General features: G+C 65.2%; 17 protein-coding genes and 1 tRNA gene. 4 read left to right on the plus strand and 14 right to left on the minus strand.

Annotated elements, in window-relative coordinates; translation table 11 throughout:
• Position 1: 1 nt before the first annotated feature.
• The 7 genes from ACJYUO_RS04825 to ACJYUO_RS04855 form a co-directional block, all read right to left on the minus strand.
• Positions 2–694 carry a hypothetical protein gene (locus ACJYUO_RS04825; protein WP_494344260.1) on the minus strand — a complete coding sequence of 231 codons (693 nt, stop codon included), beginning with the start codon at positions 692–694 and terminating at the stop codon, positions 2–4.
• A complete protein-coding gene (locus tag ACJYUO_RS04830; protein WP_494344261.1) occupies positions 691–1590 on the minus strand; it encodes a HEAT repeat domain-containing protein in 900 nt (299 codons plus the stop codon). Before ACJYUO_RS04830 ends, ACJYUO_RS04825 begins: the two co-directional genes overlap by 4 nt.
• Complete coding sequence (locus ACJYUO_RS04835) at positions 1587–2621, minus strand: ethylbenzene dehydrogenase-related protein (protein WP_494344262.1); 1035 nt, start codon at positions 2619–2621, stop codon at positions 1587–1589. Before ACJYUO_RS04835 ends, ACJYUO_RS04830 begins: the two co-directional genes overlap by 4 nt.
• Entirely contained in the window at positions 2618–3322 is a 705-nt protein-coding gene (locus tag ACJYUO_RS04840; protein WP_494344263.1) for a TorD/DmsD family molecular chaperone, read from the minus strand. The genes ACJYUO_RS04835 and ACJYUO_RS04840 overlap by 4 nt, the downstream gene beginning before the upstream one ends.
• A 7-nt stretch (positions 3323–3329) precedes the next feature.
• Positions 3330–4511, minus strand: a complete 1182-nt coding sequence (locus ACJYUO_RS04845) for a 4Fe-4S dicluster domain-containing protein (protein WP_494344264.1) — start codon at positions 4509–4511, stop codon at positions 3330–3332.
• Positions 4511–7672, minus strand: a complete 3162-nt coding sequence (locus ACJYUO_RS04850; protein WP_494344265.1) for a molybdopterin-containing oxidoreductase family protein — start codon at positions 7670–7672, stop codon at positions 4511–4513. Before ACJYUO_RS04850 ends, ACJYUO_RS04845 begins: the two co-directional genes overlap by 1 nt.
• Before the next feature lie 223 nt (positions 7673–7895).
• On the minus strand, positions 7896–8561 hold the full coding sequence (locus ACJYUO_RS04855) for an MBL fold metallo-hydrolase (protein WP_494344266.1): 666 nt from the start codon (positions 8559–8561) through the stop codon (positions 7896–7898).
• Between the two features lie 242 nt (positions 8562–8803).
• On the opposite strand from ACJYUO_RS04855, the gene ACJYUO_RS04860 reads away from it, so the two are divergent.
• A complete protein-coding gene (locus tag ACJYUO_RS04860; RefSeq protein ID WP_494344267.1) occupies positions 8804–9730 on the plus strand; it encodes a S1 family peptidase in 927 nt (308 codons plus the stop codon).
• A 48-nt stretch (positions 9731–9778) separates the two neighbouring features.
• A complete protein-coding gene (locus ACJYUO_RS04865) occupies positions 9779–10177 on the plus strand; it encodes a hypothetical protein (RefSeq protein ID WP_494344268.1) in 399 nt (132 codons plus the stop codon).
• Here the strand turns inward: ACJYUO_RS04865 and ACJYUO_RS04870 are convergent.
• Positions 10178–10251: transfer RNA gene (locus ACJYUO_RS04870), tRNA-Lys, on the minus strand.
• 162 nt (positions 10252–10413) lie between these two features.
• Here ACJYUO_RS04870 and ACJYUO_RS04875 point away from each other — a divergent pair.
• Positions 10414–11868, plus strand: coding sequence for a DHH family phosphoesterase (locus ACJYUO_RS04875; RefSeq protein ID WP_494344269.1), 1455 nt, complete (start codon positions 10414–10416; stop codon positions 11866–11868).
• A gap of 32 nt (positions 11869–11900) precedes the next feature.
• Here ACJYUO_RS04875 and ACJYUO_RS04880 read toward each other — a convergent pair whose 3' ends face one another.
• The 3 genes from ACJYUO_RS04880 to ACJYUO_RS04890 all read right to left on the minus strand — a co-directional run bounded on the left by ACJYUO_RS04880 (position 11901) and on the right by ACJYUO_RS04890 (position 15601).
• Positions 11901–12194 carry a PRC-barrel domain-containing protein gene (locus ACJYUO_RS04880; protein WP_006429990.1) on the minus strand — a complete coding sequence of 98 codons (294 nt, stop codon included), beginning with the start codon at positions 12192–12194 and terminating at the stop codon, positions 11901–11903.
• A gap of 114 nt (positions 12195–12308) precedes the next feature.
• Positions 12309–13493 carry a phosphotransacetylase family protein gene (locus ACJYUO_RS04885; RefSeq protein WP_494344270.1) on the minus strand — a complete coding sequence of 395 codons (1185 nt, stop codon included), beginning with the start codon at positions 13491–13493 and terminating at the stop codon, positions 12309–12311.
• Complete coding sequence (locus tag ACJYUO_RS04890) at positions 13490–15601, minus strand: acetate--CoA ligase family protein (protein ID WP_494344271.1); 2112 nt, start codon at positions 15599–15601, stop codon at positions 13490–13492. The genes ACJYUO_RS04885 and ACJYUO_RS04890 overlap by 4 nt, the downstream gene beginning before the upstream one ends.
• A gap of 216 nt (positions 15602–15817) precedes the next feature.
• Between ACJYUO_RS04890 and ACJYUO_RS04895 the strand changes: the two genes are divergently transcribed.
• The gene (locus ACJYUO_RS04895; protein WP_494344272.1) at positions 15818–16273 is read left to right on the plus strand and encodes a hypothetical protein; all 456 of its coding nucleotides are present in this window, start codon (positions 15818–15820) and stop codon (positions 16271–16273) included.
• Between the two features lie 6 nt (positions 16274–16279).
• On the opposite strand, the gene ACJYUO_RS04900 is transcribed toward ACJYUO_RS04895, so the two are convergent.
• Genes ACJYUO_RS04900 through ACJYUO_RS04910 form a run of 3 tightly spaced genes read right to left on the minus strand, consistent with a single transcriptional unit; the run spans position 16280 to position 19172 of the window.
• Positions 16280–17305 (minus strand): metal ABC transporter permease, encoded by a 1026-nt coding sequence (locus ACJYUO_RS04900; RefSeq protein ID WP_494344273.1) that lies wholly within the window; start codon positions 17303–17305, stop codon positions 16280–16282.
• Positions 17305–18042, minus strand: a complete 738-nt coding sequence (locus tag ACJYUO_RS04905) for a metal ABC transporter ATP-binding protein (protein ID WP_494344274.1) — start codon at positions 18040–18042, stop codon at positions 17305–17307. Before ACJYUO_RS04905 ends, ACJYUO_RS04900 begins: the two co-directional genes overlap by 1 nt.
• A complete protein-coding gene (locus tag ACJYUO_RS04910; RefSeq protein ID WP_494344275.1) occupies positions 18039–19172 on the minus strand; it encodes a metal ABC transporter substrate-binding protein in 1134 nt (377 codons plus the stop codon). The genes ACJYUO_RS04905 and ACJYUO_RS04910 overlap by 4 nt, the downstream gene beginning before the upstream one ends.
• Positions 19173–19223: the final 51 nt, after the last annotated feature.

Below are 19223 nucleotides of genomic sequence, written 5' to 3' on the forward strand. Positions count from 1 at the left end.
GTTACCAAGCCTCGAATTCGTCGGCGTCCTCGTCGGGTTCCCGTTCGGTCATCAACGTCCCGCCGTAGGGCCGGAAGTCGAGATCGTACGTGTTCGCGACGGTGTCGAGCGCGTCCTCGCGTTCGGCGATCGACGCGGTATCGAACTCGAAGTCCTCGACGGCCGCGACGAGGTCGTCGTCGGTCACGCGGCCCTCGGCGTAGCCCGCGGCGATGCCGTCCCGGAGGACGTCGGCGTTTCTGCGCAGTCGCGTCGCCTCCTCGAACCGCTCGCGCAGGTCGTCGTCGAGCCCGCCCCGATCGAGGGGGATCCCCTCGAGCAGTTCGGTCGCTCGCTCGTCGTAGCGGTCTGCCATCGTCAGCAGTTCGACGACCTGTTGCTGTGCGGAGAGCGACCGCCACGCGTCGCGGGCCTCGTCGGCGACGACGGCCTCGACGGCCTCCGTCCACTCGGTCGAGCGCTCGACGTCCTCGAACGCCTGCGCGACGAACGCGCCGACGTGGTCGTCCGGGATCGTAACCCCGAGGGACTCCTCGAGGCCCGAGCCCGTCCCCGTGGCGCTGCTCTCGGTCGTACAGCCCTCCTCCGAGCTTTCGTGCTCGTGGTCGGGGGCCGCGTTTGATTCGCCGGTCGCGTGTGGACCGTCGGCCGGCTGCGATTCGTCCGTGGGTGTGCTATCGAGTTCGTAGGTCATCGTCGATCACGCTGTCCCTGTGTGAGGCCGTCAATCGAATTTGCGGGACCACGTCCCGGACCGGGCCCCTGTCGTTCGCGCTCGCGCCGCGAGCCGGGGCCGCCGCCGGGCGCGGCCTCGTCATCCAGTTCGATGTCGAGTTGGTCGGGATCGACGCCGCGGGCCGTCGCGAGCGCCTGCTTTGCCGACCGCCGCACGTCGTCGCTGCGGTCGTTCAGTCCGTGGCGCTCGAGGACGGCCTCGGCGCGCTCGGTCCCGAGTTCGCCCAGACTGGTCGCGGCCTTCGCCCGGACGAACGCCTCCGGGTCCCGGGCCAGCACCGCGGCGAGGATGCGAACGCTCTCGCTCATGTCGTTGGCGTACTCCCGCAGATAGTCGGCCGCGTACTCCCGAACGCCGGAGTGGGGATCGTTCTTGATGTGCTCGATCAGCAGCTCCTGGGAGGCCGCGCCCGTCTTCGACAGGGCGATGACGGCGTTGCGCCGCACCCAGCCGCTGTCGTCCTCGAGTGCCGCCTGGAGCGGGGTTTCGTTCCCCGGCGCGGCTCGAGACTGCGCGACGACGGCTTCGGCGCGGACCCACTCGCGGTCGTCGGCGAGTGCCGACCGGATCGCCTCGCTGGCCGCGTCTTCGGCGGCCGATTCGGCGGCACCCGCGGCGAGCCCGAGCGCCTCGACGGCGAACTGCCGCACGTCTTCGGAGCCGTCATCGGTCGCCAGTTCGGCTAGTTGGCCGATCGTTGTCGGTGCCAGCCCGCCGTCCTCGGCCAGATCGATCAGTCCGAGTACGGCGCGGCGGCGGTCGCGCTCCCGATCAGCCTCGAGTCGGGTCCGGAGCGTCGATTCGTCGTCGTCGGGTGCCCGGCCGCGGGCACTTCGGTTCGCGTATTCGGTCATGGTTTCGCTCTCCAGTAGCTGACCAGCCACGCGCCGACCGTCGCGAGGACGATCGCGGCGGGCCAGTTGGTCGCAGCCCCGGCCAGCCAACTCGCCGACGCCGTCGCGCTGGCCACGATACCGTCGTTGCTCTCCGTGTCGGCGCTGTCGCCGCCGTCGGAGTCCACCGCGCTGAGGGTCCCGTCGTCGGTGTCGAGGGTGAGGAACTGGTACGACAGCGACTTCTCGCCGTTCGCCTCGCCGGCGCTGCCGTTCCAGACCGCGTAGGTGAGATACATCTGCTCGCCCTCCTCGAAGGAGGCGTCGTACTCGCCGCTGGCGTCGTGCTCTCGCTGGAACGCGACCGCCCAGCCGTCCTCAGTTCGCTCGCCGTTTGCCGCCACCGGCTGAGTCTCCGCGTTGGTCAGCGAGCCGTAGCCGGTAGCGTAGTAGTTCTGCCCGTAGCGGTTGTAGTTCGACTGCGAGAGCGGGTTCCCCGCGGCCTCGCCCGGCTTCGTCTGGTTGTCCGGGTGGGGATACGAGTACATGTCGCCGCCCGGATCGGACTCGGAGTGTTGCCAGCTCGAGCGCCAGTACCAGATGTTGACCGGCTCACCGGCCGCGCCCATAGCGACCGGCGGCTCGCTGCCGCTCCGGAGCATGACCGCCGCGGCGTCGCTGTAGGCGTTTGGCTCGTTGATCTCCGTATCGGCGGTCGGGTCCTCCCACTCCATGCGGAAGGCGACGTGCGTGTCGTTGGTCACCGCCTGGACGGTCACGTTGTCGACGCTCCCGCCGCCGTGGGGCTGGGCCATCTGCTGGCTATCGAGCGAAACCGTTTTCGTCGATGCGTCGTCCCACGCGGCGGCGTCCGGCTCCGCGGGCACCGTGTCGACCGAGGTGAACGGCAGCGGGCCGCCCGTGAGGACCGCGACCACCGCGATTTGGGCGACCAGCACCAGACACAGCACGATCACGGCCAGTTTCGTCGCGTAGCGCGCGGCGCTGCGGTCGATCGAAACCGAGCCAATCTCGAACGATTGTGAACTCACGGGGCCTCACCCCCATTGGCCGCCTCCGCCGACACCGTCGGCTCCGGATGCTGGCCGTTGTCGTAGGTGACCAGTTCCTCGAGGAGGTCCGCCGCGGCCGCATAGGCGTCTTCCTCGGTCGCCCGCCGCAGGTCGTGGGCCAGAGCCGGCACGAACTCGACCAGGTGGTCGGCGAGCACCGTCGCCTCGGCTTTCCCGACGCGCTCGGCGGCCGCGATCTCGCCCGACTCGAGTGCGACCGCTCGCTGGCCGGCGAGTACCTGCGCGAGTTCGAGTTCGGCGGCGACGTGGTCCTGGCGCTCGGCGAAGTCGTCGCTCGGCTCGAGGCCGAACTCCTCCATCAGGCCTACGACGGTCGCGATCCGGCGCTGCTCGCTGCTGATCTCGTCGCGGGTCGTGTAGTGGGCCTCGTAGGGGATCACCGCGTAGGTCCCGTCGTCGCTGGGGAGGCCGAACAGTTGGTTGTAGGCCACCTGCAGGTCCTCGACCGGGGTCTCCTCGAGGGCCTCGAGCAGCGCGGTCGCCTCCTCGGCAACTGTGAGTTCCGCGGCGGCGCGTTCGATTCCCTCGCAGGCCTCGGGGTCGAGCAGTTCGCGAACGGTGTCCTCGTCGGGGTAGGTAAGCGCCGCGGCGGCGGCACAGTACAGCGTGGCCCGCGCGGCGTGGTAGTCGGAATCGGCTGTGGTAGTACTCGGTGTCATCGGTCTGTTAGGGCTGATTGGTCCACATCTCGCCCTCGCGGACCTCCATCTCTTCCTCGAAGGGCATGTCGACGACCTTGTTCCCCTTGCGGTCCCACCCCTTCACGCGGTGTTCTTTGACCGTGTAGGTCTCGATGAGGCGGGTGGTCGCGCCGAACAGTTGGAGGATACCGAGGACGTGGTGGCTCGGATTTCGGACGCGGTCCTGGACGATCTTGATCGATTCCTCAAAGGTGCTGCCGGGCCACTCGTTTTGCTTGTCCTCGGTGTTGGGCGTGAACATCTGTGTGAGGAACTCCGGCGGCACGTGGTACGGTGGCATGTAGAACACCTGGGGCCGGGTCCCGAACTGCGGGTACAGCGGGAGCGCGATCTTCTCGTCGCTCTTGGCGAGGTAGTTGACCGGACTCCGGCCGGCCGCCGCGTCGGTGTTCCCGTTGGGATGGCCGGCGTCGGGACCGCGGTTGATGTTGCCGTGCAGGCGCGTCTTCCCGATACACGAGGAGACACACCGCGGGACGTTGCCCTCCTCGATGCGCGGGAAGCAGCCCACCGGCTTCTCCGAGACGCCCGTCTCGGGGTTGTACATCGGCTTGTGGTACGGACAGGATTTCACGCACTTGCGGTAGCCCCGACACCGCTCCTGATCGAGCAGGACGATGCCGTCCTCCTCGCGCTTGTAGATCGCCTTCCGCGGGCAGGCCGCGAGGCAGGCGGGGTTCTTGCAGTGGTTACAGAGCCGCGGCAGGTAGAACTGCCACATGTCGTGATACTCGTCTTCCTCGAGGTCGCTCTCGACGACGTCGCCGGTCGGGTACTCGCCGTGGACCTGGTCGTCACCCAGCGCGGGGTACTCCCACTCCTCTTTCTGGGCGACGTAGCCCTTGGCCGCCTCGCCCTCCTCGGCGGCCTCGAAGATCGTCTCGTCTTTGCCCAGGTCGTCGAGCAATCGCATGTCCCAGCCCATCGGGTAGCCGCCGTAGGGCTCGGTCTCGACGTTCATCCACCACATGTACTCCTCGCCTTCCCCGCTCGTCCACGTGGACTTGCAGGCGAACGAGCAGGTGTTACAGTTGATACACCGGTTGATGTTGATGATCATCCCCCAGTGCCAGTCGCGTTCCTCCTCGCGGTGTTCGTACGGATAGCTGTGCTCGCGCCCGAGTTGTGGATTGTACGTTTCCGGCATCAGCTGTCACCTCCCTGCAACGAACCGCCGATGTAGTCCTGCACCAACTCGTCTTTCCGCGCGTCGCCCGGCCACCAGTCCGCTTCCTCGTACTTCTCGACCTCCACGAGGTCGTCACGGTTCGTTCCCGTCGGTGCCCAGACGGTCTCCTCGTAGCCGTGCTCGAGTTCGGCCCCCTTCCACGCGATGTCGTCCTCGACGTGTTCGGAGATGTTCGGATCGCCGAAGACGGCCTTGTGGACGAGGTCGTCGGTCTCCTGGGCCGGATCGAGCCAGATGTTCGTCGTGACGTTGTACCCCTTGATGCCGTCCTCTTTCTCCTCGTCGTCGGGGAACTGCTGGGGCCACCAGCCGTGCCAGAGGGTCAGTTGACCCATGTCACCGGCCGAGCGCGGCCGCTGGCGCTCGCTGACCATCACGCGGACGACGAGGTCGCCGCGCTTACCGGTAATCCGGACGTAGTCGCCGTTCTCGACGTCGATGTTCGCGGCGTCTTCGGGGTGCATCTCGACGAAGGCCTCGCCCAGCGGCGGCGTCTCCTCCGTCTCGCCCTCGCCTTGCGGGAACGAGAAGTCGTCGACCAACCGTTCGGTCCCCTCTGGATCGGCGTTGGTCGACCCGAAGTCACGCGCCGACCAGATCAGGTTCCAGTCGGTCATCCCCCACGAGGAGTGGGTCCGGTACTTCGGATGGGGCGTGTTGTAGTAGAACTGGTACTCCTCGTCGTGATACAGCGGGTTCTCCTCGTCTTTCGCGTCTTCCCACTTCTGGTTCACCCCGTATGGGGTTCCCTCGGGGCTCTCGATGTGATCCAGATCCGCTCGGCCCAGCTCGAGGAAGCGGTCTTCCTCCTTGTGGAACTCCATGCGGCCGGTCTTGGTGTAGAACGGCCGGTCCTCGTTGATCTGGGAGTAGAAGGGAATCCGCGGATACGTCTTGAGCTGCAGCCGCTCGGGGCCGTCCTCGATGTCCTCGACGTCGATGTCGCGGGTCGTCATGCCCGCGTCCAGCGTCTGCTGGATGTAGTCGCGGACGTCCTTGTCGTCGTCGAGGAACTTATCGAAGTACGCCCGGTAGGAGTCGACGTTGCGCTCTTCGGGCGGGATCTTCTCGTCTAACTTCTCGGCGACGAGCGCGACGGCCTCGCCGTCCTGTTTCGTGTCGTACAGCGAGTCCATGACCCCGTGGTCCATGTGGATGAACGGGTTCTCCGGGCCGACCGTGATGTCGGGATACTCACACTCGAGCCAGGAGGGGACCGGGAGCACGATGTCCGCGTGGCGCGCGGAGTAGGTCATGTGCATGTCCGAGACGATCGAGAGCTCGTTGCTCGTGTCCGGATGTTTGACGAAGTTCTCGATGACGTGCTCCTGATGTTTCGTCTGGTTCAGGAGGTTGCAGTTCATCGTCCACAGGATCGTCGGCTTCGACATCGTGTACGACTCCGCGTTCGTCGGCATCACCGGCTCCTCGGCGTCGCCCTGTGGAACCAGATCGAGTTCGCGGTCGAAGTCCCCGCGGATCTCGTGGGCGTCGAGTTGCTCGCCGCCGAAGAACGCGAACGCGTAGCCGGGATACATCCCGTGGGCGGCGTTCCCGTCGGGGTTGACGTAGGACGGGTAGCCGTCGAGCAACTCGATCTTGTACTGGCCGGAGTAGTTGTAGTAGCCGGCCCCCCGTTCGCCGATGTTGCCGAGCATCGACTGGACGAAGAAGATCGTCCGCTGGAGCGAGTCGTTCGAGTGGAACCAGTGGTTGATCCCCTCGCCGGTGAACCACTGGCCCTTCTCGGCGTCGGCGAACTCTCGAGCAGTCGTCCGGAGCGCGTCGGCCGGGATCGTCGTGATGTCCTCGACCGTCTCCGGATCGTAGTTGTCCATGATGTTCGCCTTCTGCCGAGTGAAGTCGGTGTGGACGCCGACCGACGCGCCATCGGCCAACTCGAGTTCGGTGTCGACCTCGAGTTGGGGAGTCACGGGCGTCTCGTCGCCGACCTCCTCTCGGGTGACGGGGACGGGGTCGCCGTTCTCGTCGAGGGCGACGAAGTCGCCCCAGTCGTTTTCCTCGTGGCGCTGCTCGCTGTCCTCGGCCGGCGGCTCGTGGTCCGCGAACACCTCGTGTGCGCGGAGGTACTTGCCGTCATCCTGCCGGATCAGGAGCGGCAGCGTCGTGAACTTCCGCATGAAATCGGCATCGTACAGTTCCTCGTCGATGATGACGTGGGCGACACCCAGCGCGAACGCGGGGTCGCTGCCCGGCCGGACGGGGAGCCAGCGGTCGCACTTCTGGACCGTCGGCGAGTAGTCCGGGTAGACACCGACCATCTTCCCGCCGCGCTCGCGGGTCTCCTGTAAGAAGTGGTTGTCCGCGAGCTTGTTGTGGATCAGGTTCTTCCCCTGAATGATGGTGTAGTCGGCGGCCCGCCACGCCGACGCGTCTGCGTCGCTGGTCTGGTAGCCCGTCGTGATGACGTGGCCCGGAGGTAGGTCGGCATACCAGTCGTACTCCGTCCACTCGCAGCCGCCAAAGATCGAGGCCAGCCGTCGCCCGGCCCCGTGGCGGGTGATCAGGCCGTCGGACTTGATCGCGTTGAAGATGTGGAACCGCTTTTCGTCCTCGAGACTCGCCATCTTCTCGGCGATCAGGTCGATGGCCTCGTCCCACGAGACGCGCTCGAACTCGTCCTCGCCGCGGCCCTCGGGGTTGGGGTCGTCGGGACTCCAGCCCTTGCGGACCATGGGATACTTGATCCGGCTGGGCTCGAACGTTCGGCGGTGGAGCGTCAGCCCCTTCATGCAACCGCGGGGGTTCCAGTGGCGGCTCACACCCGCCTCCTCGTACCCGCCGGGACTTCCCGGTCCGGGGCTGCCCTCCTCTTCGTGGTAGATCTGTTCGGCCCGAATCGGGACCCCGTTTTTCATGTAGAAGTTCAGGGCACACGACTGCGTACAGTTGGGGTGACAGACCGTCCAGTCGACCCGATCGTACGAGTAAATGTCGTGATAGACCTGCTCCCAGTCCCGATTCGGATAGGATTTGAGCGGGTTGTCGACCTGCGTGATCGTATCGACCGATTGCGTCGCTCCCCACGCGGAGCCGAGCAGGGCACCGACCGACCCCGTCCCGGCCGCCGCCAGGAAATCGCGTCGCGAGAGACTCATCACCGACCACCTCGTGTGGCGGAGCGTTTCGGTAGCATACACGGGGACCTATCCACTCTATTCTTTAACCGAACCCGTCCGTTCCCACGCGTTGGGGACGCTACCGCCAAAATCCGCCGAATTGGGGGTCTTTAAATACGGGGGCGTCTCTACGGGTCAGACGAATAGTACCGATCTCGAGAGAGCCACCCTCGAGCGGGCAGCGCGAAAACACCTCACTGAGTCAGAACAGTTCGACGCGAATCCCGTCGGCCGCGAGGTCGTCGACGAACGCCTCCGCGTCGGTCTCGATCGGCTCGAACGTATCGTAGTGTTCGGGCAAGACGAGGTCGGGATCGACGCTGCGCGCGAAGGCCGCGGCCTCGCGGCGATCCATCGTGAAGTGGCCGCCGATCGGCGGGACGAAGACATCGGCGCTGATCGACTCGTGATGTGGGAGGAAATCCGTATCCGACGGGAAGAAGACTGTCGTCCCCTCGAGCGCGAGCAGGAGGCCGATCACCTCCCCCTCTGCGTGGAACGGTTCGCCATCCTCGTCGAGGTGATCCCCCTCCGGGTCGTTGTAGGCCGGAACCGTCCGCACGTCGATCCCCGCGACGGTCGTCTCGCCCTCGAGTGGCAGGTCGATGACCTCGAACGGGAGGTCGCTGGTGTCGACCCCCTCGTAGACGGCGACGGTGGCGTCGGTTCTCGCGACGGCCTCGAGCGCGTCCGGATCGTAGTGGTCCATATCGTCGTGCGTGACCAAGACCACGTCGCCGTCGCCCGGTTCGTCCGCGAGCACCTCGCCCCACGGATCGACGTAGACGACGAGTCCGTCGTCGGTCTCGATGCGGACACTCGCGTGGCCGAGTCGGTCGAACTCGAGTCCCTCGTGCGTGACGGTCATCGTGGCTCGAGAGTACGTCAGGGGTCGTCTTATAGGTCGGCTGTTCAGTTTGCCGTCTGGCGATCGGGATATGCCAATCACCGAGACAATCGGATACCGATGCCTCCTCGAGACCGAGTGTTCGTACCTACGTCGGTGTCACTACCCGTAGCAATGGACGGTCCGACGATTTCGGCTCCCATTCCGCGTGAGTATGTGAAAAGGCCAGAATCTATTTACAATTTCACTGATCTGTGTGCTTCATGGATGGCCGTTCGAGACGTGACGTTCTCAAAATCGGTTCTTCGGGAATCGTTGCGGGTCTCGCGGGGTGTTCGCGGGTACGCCAATCCGACCCGTCGGACACATCGACGAATACGACAGACGCCACGAAGCAGGAGTTGCGGGAACGGATGGCGAAACTCGAGGGGAAAATCGAACTCCTCAAAGAGCAGTTATCTGAGAGGGACGACCGTATCGAAACGCTCGAATCCGAGCTCGAAGAACTGAAAGAGCAGGAGGGGGCGACGCCGGAAACGGAGAACGAGGCGTTTGCCGAGTTTTCTGATGCGGAACTAACACAGGCGCGAACGCTCGCAAAGCAAGTACGCGAGGCAGTCGTAACGATCGAGGGTGACCGTGGAAGTGGCGGAACAGCCTGGTTTCTCGATACCGGCGATCTAATAACGAACAGTCACGTCGTCGACGGGAACTCCAGTTTCGAATGCCGAACCGTGGATGGCGACTCCTTCACTCCCGAACTTGTCGGATCCTCCGATCACATGAGTCAACCGTATCACGACGTGGCAGTGCTGGAGACGAGTTTTTCCCCGCCGAACGATCTGTCGCTCGGATCGTCGAGCTCACTCGAGACCGATCAACCCGCCGTACAGGTCGGCCACCCCTTCGCGATCGGAAACTGGGTAGTTTCGATCGGGCAATACGTGAGAGATGGCCACGGCGATACCCTGTTGACATCGGTCCCGAACCTGAGTGGAAACAGTGGCAGTCCACTCGTCACGCTCGAGGGGAACGTCGTCGGTATTACAACCGGGGGTGTCCCCCGGAACGATAATCCTGGTGGGACGACCAAGACGGACGAGGTGAAACTGTACGAGGAGTTCACGGAGTACCAGTGGAGCACGCATGATACGACGTCGGTCATAGAAACGTACGTCGAACAGTTCTGATAGCGATTCATCGACTTCGAATCCCCTTCGATCCGTTACTCGCGACTCATGAAACCGTTCGTCGTCAGAAAGCAGGCCGGGCGCGATTGTGAACTACGCCCAGAAATGCTCGCTTCGCTGCGCCTTTCTGGTCTAGTTCAAATCGCTTGTGATCGTTTTGCCACTCGCGAACTTGCTCGTGGCAAAAGCGGGCCGGGCGCGATTGTGAACTACGCCGAGACGTTCCTGCTCGCTCGTTTCACTCGCTCGCGGACTGCGACTCGTCTACTTCAAATCGCTTCGGATCCGTTACTGACGGCTCACGAATTTGTTCGCCGTCAGAAAGCGGGCCGGGCGCGATTTGAACACACGGTCGGACGTGCTCACTACGTTGCGCACGACCTCCCTGCGTTCAAATCCCGCCGGTTCAGCGACCTGCTGCTCACGAATTTGTTCGCAGCAGAGTAGCGGGCCGGGCGCGATTTGAACACGCGACCGTCTGATTAAGAGTCAGACGCTCTGCCGGACTGAGCTACCGGCCCTGTACCCCCGACTTTCCCTCGGTCGTTCAAATACGTTTCCCTTGGCGGGCACCGTGGCAGTGATCCACGGGGGCGTTACCGCCCTCGAGCGTTCGGTTCGAAGTTTCACGGCGTCGGACGCTTCGGGAGCGTTAAGTGCAACGGGTCCGACCACTCGGGCATATGAGCACGGGGGTTACGATTTCGTCGATTTCTGACTACGCTATCTTGGGCTGTGGGAGCGTGGGGTACGCGGTCGCGGAGGAACTCGTCGAACAGGGCAAGGACGTGTCCATCATCGACCGTGACGAGAGCCGCGTCGAATCGCTCCGGGATCAGGACCTCGACGCCCAGACGGCCGACATTCGCGAATCCGAGATCGCCGAGTTAGTGGCCGACCGCGATGTCGTCCTCATCCTCGCCTCGGACGTCGAATCGAACAAGCGCGCCGTCGAGCACATCCGCAACAACGGCGACACCCAGTTCATCGTCGCCCGTGCGAGCGATCCTGTCTCCGGCGACGAGCTCTCCGATCTCGGTGCCGACATCGTCATCAACCCGTCCTCGGTCATCGCCGAATCGGCGCTTCGAGCCCTCGAGTCCGGGGAACTCGAGTACAACGCGGGCAAACTCGCGGGGTTAGTCGAGGAGACCTCGACCCGGCTGGCGATCATCACGCAGGACAGTCCCGATCCGGACTCGATCGCCAGCGCGGCGGCCTTACAGGCGATCGCCGACCACCTCGGCATCGAATCTGACATCATCTACCTCGGCGATGTCGGCCATCAGGAGAACCGCGCGTTCGTCAACTTGCTGGGAATCGACCTCGTCCAGTGGGACGAGATCGAGGACCACTCGGTCTACGACACCGTCGCCCTGGTCGATCACGCGACCTCGAGCGAGATGGAACTCCCGGTCGACATCGTCATCGATCATAACGAGACGGAGTCGGAGTTCGAGCCCGAGTTCGTCGACATTCGGCCGAACATGTCCTCGACGTCGACGATCATGACGAAGTACATCCAGGAGTTCGATATGAACGTCTCCGAGGAGGTCGCGACGGCCCTGCTCTACGGCATCCGCGCGGAGACCCTGGATTTCAAACGCGACACCACCCCCGCCGATCTGACCGCGGCGGCCTACCTCTATCCCTTCGCGAACCACGACACCTTAGAGCAGGTGGAGTCGCCGTCGATGTCCCCCGAGACGCTGGACGTGCTCGCGGAGGCGATTACGAACCGCGACGTACAGGGCAGCCACCTCGTCTCCAACGCCGGCTTCGTCCGCGACCGCGAGGCGCTGACCCAAGCCGCCAGCCACCTGCTGAACCTCGAGGGGGTCACGACGACCGCGGTCTTCGGCATCGCCGACGAGACGATTTTCCTCGCAGGTCGCTCGAAGGACATCCGCATCAACATCGGCAAGGTCCTCGCCGACGCCTACGGCGAGATCGGCGAGACGGCCGGCCACTCGACCCAAGCCAGCGCGGAGATCCCGCTTGGCATCTTTACCGGGATCGAAATCTCCGAGGACACGCGGGACACCCTCCTCGACTTGACCGAAGAAGCGGTCAAGCGAACCCTGTTCGACGCGATGGGCGTCGAAGGCGGCAGCAGCGAAGGCTCGAACGGAAGCTGAGAACCGACCGAAAACGCGAATCGAGAGCCGACTTAGGCCAGCAGTTCGTCCTCTTCCTCGTCGGGGTCGCGAACACGCTCGACCACGTCGTTGATCAGGATTACGTCGCCGACGGCCCGAACCCAGCGGTAGGGGACGATGATGCCCTGTCCGCTGCGGGCCTCGTCGGCGAACAGTTCGCCGTTCAGGTTCGCAAGCGCCAGTCCGGTGACGGCTTCGCCGTCGACGTTGAGCCGGAGATCCTCGACTTCGCCGACGAAGACGCCGTTGTTCGAGTAGACCTCGCGACCGACGAGAGACGTGATTTCTTGGGGAATGTCGTCCATGTCTGGGCTCATGCGTGGCGGACTCTTAACTTTTGGTCAGACACGACAGTCACCGGAGCGAACGTGCGGCGGAGACGAGGAATTGGAGAGAACGAAGCCGACACGGACGCTCGATCAGTCCCTCCCCAGAATCGAATCGACGGCCGCGTGATCCGCCAGCAGTCGCTCCATCCGGTCGACGGTCTCGGCGTCTCGCGTCCGGCCGCTGCGAACGACGTCCTCCGCGCGCTCGACCGTCGTGAGGGTGTCCGTCTGGACCGAGAGGATCGGGACGCCCTTCTCGCTTGCCTGTCCCACGATCGCGCCCGAGGGCCGGTGGCCGCCGGTGAGGATGAGACAGCGGACGCCGGGGGCCTCGAGCGCGGCGGTGTGGATCTCGGCCCGGTCGCCGCCGGTGATGACCGCAGCGTCTTTCGTCCGTCGGAAGTGTCGCAGGGCGCTGTCGGGCCCCATCGCGCCGACGGTAAAGCGCTCGACGTAGGCGTCTCGACCCTCCTCGGCGAGCATCGACGCGCCGAGTTCGTCCGCGAGTTCGGCGACCGTCACGCCCGATAGCTCTCGTTCGCTCGGGAGCACGCCGTAGACCGGGATCCCCCGCCCCTCGAGGAAGGGGACGACATCGGTCTCGAGTTGGTCGTAGGCCGCGTCGGGAACGTCGTTGAAGACGACGCCGGCGAGTCGGTCGCCGAACGTCTGGGCGGCGGCGAGCACGTCGTCGATGTCCGCGGGAATCTCGTAAGGCGCGACTAACAGCACGCGAGCGTCGAGCAGGTCGGCGATATCGGCGTCGGTGAGATCGACGATCCCGCCGAGGTCGTACCGGCCGCCGCCCTCGACGAACAGCCGGTCGCAGTCGGCCGCGAGCGTGTCGAACGCCTCGGCGACGCGCTCGCGGAGTTCGTCGGAGTCCTCGCGGCCGCGGATCGCCTGCTCGACGAACGTCGGCGAGTAGACGACAGGCTCTAGGTCGTGCATCTCGGCCTCGAGATCCAGCAGGTCGCGGGCGAGCAGCGGGTCCTCGTCCAAGGTCTTCCCGACGTTGCTCTGCAGCCGGGTTCCCTTCGGTTTCATGTAACCCACGCTTTCGCCCTCGGCAGCCGCGAGGCGGGCGAGGGCGAGCGTGATGGCCGTCTTGCCGGTGCTCTCCTCGAGCGAACTGACGAGCAGGGTGTCGGTATCGCCGCCGTCAGTGACGGTCGCGTCCGCGCCGCGTTCGCCGTCGGTGGTCTCGGTGCTGGTCTCGCTGGCAGTTTCGGGTTCGGTGGCCGCGGGTTCTGAGTCTGGGTCGGTGTTGGTCATGGTTCCTCCGTGTCGAGTTCGTCCGCGTCGACGGTGAGTCGCAGGTCGATCGCCTGTACGCCATCGGGGCCCGCCACGAGCGGGTTGATATCGAGTTCGAGGATCGACGGGAAGTCGGTCACCAGTTGGGAGAGCCGCTGGACCGTCTCGACGACGCCCTCGACGTCCGCGGGTTCGCGGCCGCGAGCGCCGCGCAACAGCGGCGCGGCCTTGATCTCGTCGACCATCTCGCGGGCCTCGCCCTCGTCGATCGGCGCGACGCGAACGGACGTGTCCTCGAGTATTTCGACGAAGATGCCGCCGAGTCCGTACAACAGCAGCGGGCCGAACTGCGGGTCGCGGTTCATCCCGACGATAGTCTCCGTCGCGGACTCGAGGTCGAGCAGTTCCTGGATCTGGACGCCCGTGATCGTCGCGTCGGGCTGGTAATTACGCGCCCGGGCGACGACATCCTCGTAGGCGTCGTACACGTCCTCGTCTGCCACGCCGACTTTGACGCCGCCGATGTCGGACTTGTGGGAAATATCGGGGCTGACGATCTTCATCACCACGTCGCCCGCGATCGATTCGGCGACCTCGCGGGCGCGGTCGGGATCGTCGACGATCTCGCCCTCCGGCGTCGGAATCCCGTAGGCCTCGAGCAGCTCCATCGACTCGACGCCGAGCCGGTTGTCCGTCCGGTGCTTGGTCCGCGCCAAGATCTCGCGTGCCCGCTCGCGGTCGACGTCGAACGTCTCGGGGCGCTCGACGGTCCGCTCGCGGATGTCTCGGTAGCGAGCGAGCGCGTCGAGTCCCGCTACCGCCCGCGAGGGATCGAAGTAGTTCGGCACTCCCGACTCGCGCAGCGTCGCCTCGGCCTCGCGGGCCCGCTCGCCGCCCATCAGGCAGGTGACGACCGGCGTATCGTGGGCCTCGAGTTTCTCGATGACCGTCTCGGCGAGATCGTCGTAGGACAGCACCGCGGTCGGGGCCGCGACGACGACCGCGCTGCCGACGTTCGGGTCCTCGAGCGCGATCTCGAGGGCCTCGCCGAAGCGCTCTACGTCGGCGTCGCCGATCGCGTCGATCGGGTTGTAGACGTTTGCCTCGTCGGGCATCGCCCCGGCCAGTTCGTCGATCGTCTCGTCCGTGAAATCGGCCATCTCGAGGGTCGAATCGCCGACGGCATCGGTGGTGAGCACGCCGGGGCCGCCCGCGTTGGTCACGACCGCGACGCCGTCGGATTCGGGCTCGGGCAACCCGGAGAGCGCCCGCGCGTAGTCGAACAGTTCCTGCACCGAGCGAGCCCGGAGGACCCCCGCCTGCTCGAGGCCCGCTTCGTAGGCGCGCTCGCTGCCGGCGATCGCGCCGGTGTGCGAGGAAGCCGCCTGCGCGCCGGCATCGGTGCGGCCGGACTTGACGAGCACGATCGGGGTGTCGTCGGTCACCTCGCGGGCGGCGTCGATGAAGCCCCGTCCGTCGTCGATGTCCTCCAAGTAGCCGATGATGACGTCGGTCTCTGGGTCGTCGCCCCACTCGCGGACGAAGTCCGTCTCGTCGAGGACCGTCTTGTTCCCCAGCGAGACCACGTCCCGAAAGCCAATCCCCTGCTCGTTGGCCCAGTCGAGCACGGCGGTGATGAACGCACCCGACTGGCTCATAAAGGAGATCGAGCCCTCGAGGGCGTCTTCGGGGCCGAACGTGGCGTTCATACCCCTGGACGTGGCCATGATCCCCAAACTGTTGGGGCCGACGACGTTGAGGTCGTATTCGGCGGCAATCTCGCGAAGCTGTCGTTCGCGCTGTGCGCCCTCGCCGCCGGTTTCGGCGAAGCCGGCCGTGATGACGACGACGTTTTCGGTGCCGGCCTCGGCAAGGTTACGCATCGATTCGATCACGATATCTGGCGGGACGACGACCACCGCCAGATCGATCGGCGGCGCGCTCGTCGCGTCCTCGTAACACTCGAGCCCGAGGACCGCCTCCCGCGAGGGGTTGATCGGTACGACCTCGCCGGCGAACCCGTCGCGCAGGTTCTCGAGGATCGCGCGGCCGACCGCGCCCTCGCGGTCGGTCGCGCCGACCACGGCGACGGTCTCGGGATCGAAGAGTGCGGATAACCGTCCCATCGCCCGGAGGTTGGCCGAGTAGCGTGTTAAGCGTGTGGCGTGTTCCAGCCCGCGGGGAGTCGCGGGACCGTTCATGTACCGGTCCGATTCGCGCCACGGCGGCGGGGTCAGACCGCGGGCGAAGCGCAGCCGTCCGAGGGCACCGTGCTCGAGATCCGATCGGCCGCCGCCGTCGATACCGTTATCACGATGTCATGTCAATCGAGCGGTGTCCCCATGAACCGCCCGCTTCCCCGTTCGATCGCCGCCGTTACTGCAGTGCTGGGCGTGGTCAGTCTACTGACCGCGGTGCTGTATTTCACGACGATTCCCGAAAACCCGCCCGGCGACGGGTTTGCGGCCGGTCTTACCGGACTCTTCGTGATCCTGTGTCTCATTATCGGCGTGCTCACGCTCGCGGAAGCGGGATTTCTATTTCTCCTCACGCAATTTCGGGATCCGACCGAACGGTCACGGCAGTTGCTTTCTATCGGAGCCGCTGCCGGCAGTTTCTCCGTCGTCTTGCTCGTCGTGCCGATGCTGCTCGCACAGATCGTCGGCGGGCTGCCGCCCACAATTCTCACGTCGGGGACCGGTATCGGCCTCCTGCTCGTTCCGGTCGGTATCGGTTGTTCCGGAATCGGTGCGGTCCTCCACCTCGTCGGGGAGTTTCGTTCGGAACCTCGTGTGTGACTGCCGTCAGTGAGTCGAAATCGCGGCCGTCGACCGGCTCGAGGCAAGTACCGCGAGCAGGTAACAGGCGATCGCGACGACGACGATCGAGCCGCCGGTCGGCAGCCCTTGGGAAATCGAGAAGACGAAGCCGCCGATGACCGAGACCTGTCCGAAGAGAATCGAGAGGTACAGCGTCTCGCGAAAGCTGTGGGCGACCTGCGTGGCGGCCGCGACGGGCACGACGAGCATCGCAGCGACGAGGATCACGCCGAGGATTTGCATCGCGCCGACGACGACGACCGCCGTCATCACGATCAGCAGGGTGTTGTACCACGTGACGTTGAGCCGCGCGACGCGGGCGGCCTGCTCGTCGAAGGTGATGAACAGGAGCTGTTTGTAAGTCGCGACGGTGACGAGGACGACGAGAACGCTGATGACGGCCATCAGCCGCGCCCCGGACGGGGTGACCACGGAGATGCTGCCGAAGATGTAGTCCTCGATATTGATACCGGTCATCCCGTCGCCGTAGCTGATGATGAGCGTCCCGACGGCGAAACTACCGGTCAGCATGATTGCGATCGGCACGTCGCCGTAGGTGTCGGTTCGCTCGGCGAGCCACTGGACGCCGAGCGCGCCGAGGATGCCGACGATCAGGGCGACGAGCATCAGCGAGCCGTTCCAGCCGGTCACCGAACTCACGAGGAGCCCGACCGCGACCCCCGCGAAGGCCGTGTGGGCGAGCGTCTCGCCGATCAGGGCCATCTCCCGGTGGACGAGGTAGGTGCCGACCAGCGGCGCGACGACGCCGATCAGGATTCCCGTCGCGATCGACCGCCACATGAACGGATGGGAGAAGACGCTCGTCCCGAGGTAGTAGTCCGCGATCCGACCCGCGATCCGAGCCTGATCGTAGACGCCGCCGACGACGGGATACGCCCGCAGGGCATCGATCGTGAGTAGGGCGATCATCGCGACCGAGAGGACGGCGGTCAGCCCGATCCCGACCTGCTCGAGCCGTCGACGAAGGGGGAGAGATCCGGTCCGGCTCATCAGTGGTGGTGGTGGACGACCTGGCCCGTCGCGCCGTAGGCCTCGGTCAACGCGTCGCTTTCGACGAACGATTCGGTGTCCCCGTGGTGGTAGAGTTCCGTGTTGATACAGGCGATCCGGTTTGCACGGTCCGTGACGACGCCGATGTCGTGCTCGATCAGGATGATCGTGATCTCCCGCTCGTTGAGCGACTCGAGCAACTGGTAGAACGCGTCGCGGGACTCGGCGTCGACCCCGACGGTAGGTTCATCGAGCGCCAGCAGATCGGCCTCGGAGGCCAGCGCGCGTGCGATGTAGGCCCGCTGGCGCTGGCCGCCCGAGAGCTGGTTGACCTGCCTGTCGGCAAGTTCGGTGATACCGACCGTCTCGAGGGCCTCGTCGACGGTCGCGTGATCGTCGTTGGTCAATCGTCCGTGGCCCGCGTGGGCGAATCGACCCATGGTGACGGCCTCGCGGACGGTAACCGGCATCGACCCGCCGCCACTGGTCGCCTGCTGGGAGACGTAGCCAATCCGTTCGCCGTCGTCGAACTGATCGACGGGTTCGCCGAAGAGGTCGACCGAACCGCTGTCGGGGCGGTGGAGCCCGAGCATGAGGTGCAAGAGGGTCGTCTTCCCCGAGCCGTTCGGCCCGACTAGCCCCAGAAAATCCCCTTGTTCGACCGTCAGGGAGACGTCCTGTACTGCTGGCTGCTCGCCGTAGGCGAACGTTACGTTCTCGAGATCGACAACGGTCACTGTGCGTCTAATACTTCTCTGAGCGCCGGGAGGTTTATTTCTTCCATTTGCTCCCGGTAGCCCCACCCCTCGTCTTGCCACGTTGCGAGGGTCCCCGAGAGGTGGGTGATCGGCATGGTGTCGGTGGCGTTGCTCCCCTCGAGGATGTTTTCGACCAGCTGGTAGGAGCCGTCGGGCGCGATGAAGGGATTGTAGAGGATCGTTTCGATCCCTTCCGCGTCAACGAGGTCGATCGTCTCGGCGATCTGCTCGCTGGTGATCTGTTCCTGCGGGGAGACGCCGGCCGGCGTGTGTAGTTCGAACCCGTATCGCTCCTGCAGGTAGCTAAACGAGTCGTGGCCGGCGAAGACGGCGACTTGCCGGTCCGCCGCATCGATCAGGTCCTGAAACTGCTGGTCGAGGGACTCGAGGTCAGAGATGTACGCATCGGCGTTTTCCTCGTAGGTCTCCGCGTTGTCCGGGTCGGCGTCGGCGAGCCCCGAGGCGATAGTCTCGACGATATCCTGTGCGAGGACGGGATCGAGCCAGACGTGGGGGTCGACCGACGAACCGTCGTGGTTGTGCCCGTCGTGGCCGCTCTCGTTTTCAGTCTCGTGTTCGTGGTCGTGGCCCTCTTCCTCGTGCTCGTGCCCATCGTGACTCTCTTCCTCACGATCGTGCCCGTCATGGCTCTCTTCTTCGTGCTCGCCATGACCATCCTCCCCATCATGGCCGTCGTGACTCCCCGTTTCGACCTCGTGATCCCAGCCGAGCAACTGGTCGTCTAGTCCCTCGAGCCCGTCGATGACGGTCACGGTATCGTAGTCGTTCTCGAGCGTCGCCGCGATATCCTGTGCCCACGAGAACTCGGGGGTATCGAGATAGACGAAGGCACCGGCATCGGCGATCTCCCGGGTGAGGTCGCCACTCGGCGACCAGCCGTGACCGGCCTGTCCGGCCCCGATCGGGTCCTCGAACGCGATCGCGTCGCCGCTTACCGTTTCGGCCCAATCCCACAGAGTGAAGAAAGCCCCGTAGCCGGCGTCGAGTTCTTGATTTGCCGGATCGATATCGTCGAGACAGCCGGCGACGGTGCCGGCTGCGACCGCGCCGGCACCCGTCTTCAGCAGCGACCGTCGTGTCAGGTTCATACTCGAGGGTTGGCCTACCGGGGTATAAGAGTTAGTATCTTATCCAAGAAT

It is taken from the genome of Natrinema sp. CRL1 (assembly GCF_059162405.1).

Bases quoted from the DNA above. Each gene is read 5' to 3' on its own strand.
- ACJYUO_RS04825 (WP_494344260.1), bottom strand. From the start codon at position 694: ATGACCTACGAACTCGATAGCACACCCACGGACGAATCGCAGCCGGCC.
- ACJYUO_RS04830 (WP_494344261.1), bottom strand. From the start codon at position 1,590: ATGACCGAATACGCGAACCGAAGTGCCCGCGGCCGGGCACCCGACGAC.
- ACJYUO_RS04840 (WP_494344263.1), bottom strand. From the start codon at position 3,322: ATGACACCGAGTACTACCACAGCCGATTCCGACTACCACGCCGCGCGG.
- ACJYUO_RS04845 (WP_494344264.1), bottom strand. From the start codon at position 4,511: ATGCCGGAAACGTACAATCCACAACTCGGGCGCGAGCACAGCTATCCG.
- ACJYUO_RS04850 (WP_494344265.1), bottom strand. From the start codon at position 7,672: ATGAGTCTCTCGCGACGCGATTTCCTGGCGGCGGCCGGGACGGGGTCG.
- ACJYUO_RS04855 (WP_494344266.1), bottom strand. From the start codon at position 8,561: ATGACCGTCACGCACGAGGGACTCGAGTTCGACCGACTCGGCCACGCG.
- ACJYUO_RS04860 (WP_494344267.1), top strand. From the start codon at position 8,804: ATGGATGGCCGTTCGAGACGTGACGTTCTCAAAATCGGTTCTTCGGGA.
- ACJYUO_RS04865 (WP_494344268.1), top strand. From the start codon at position 9,779: ATGAAACCGTTCGTCGTCAGAAAGCAGGCCGGGCGCGATTGTGAACTA.
- ACJYUO_RS04875 (WP_494344269.1), top strand. From the start codon at position 10,414: ATGAGCACGGGGGTTACGATTTCGTCGATTTCTGACTACGCTATCTTG.
- ACJYUO_RS04880 (WP_006429990.1), bottom strand. From the start codon at position 12,194: ATGGACGACATTCCCCAAGAAATCACGTCTCTCGTCGGTCGCGAGGTC.
- ACJYUO_RS04885 (WP_494344270.1), bottom strand. From the start codon at position 13,493: ATGACCAACACCGACCCAGACTCAGAACCCGCGGCCACCGAACCCGAA.
- ACJYUO_RS04890 (WP_494344271.1), bottom strand. From the start codon at position 15,601: ATGGGACGGTTATCCGCACTCTTCGATCCCGAGACCGTCGCCGTGGTC.
- ACJYUO_RS04895 (WP_494344272.1), top strand. From the start codon at position 15,818: ATGAACCGCCCGCTTCCCCGTTCGATCGCCGCCGTTACTGCAGTGCTG.
- ACJYUO_RS04900 (WP_494344273.1), bottom strand. From the start codon at position 17,305: ATGAGCCGGACCGGATCTCTCCCCCTTCGTCGACGGCTCGAGCAGGTC.
- ACJYUO_RS04910 (WP_494344275.1), bottom strand. From the start codon at position 19,172: ATGAACCTGACACGACGGTCGCTGCTGAAGACGGGTGCCGGCGCGGTC.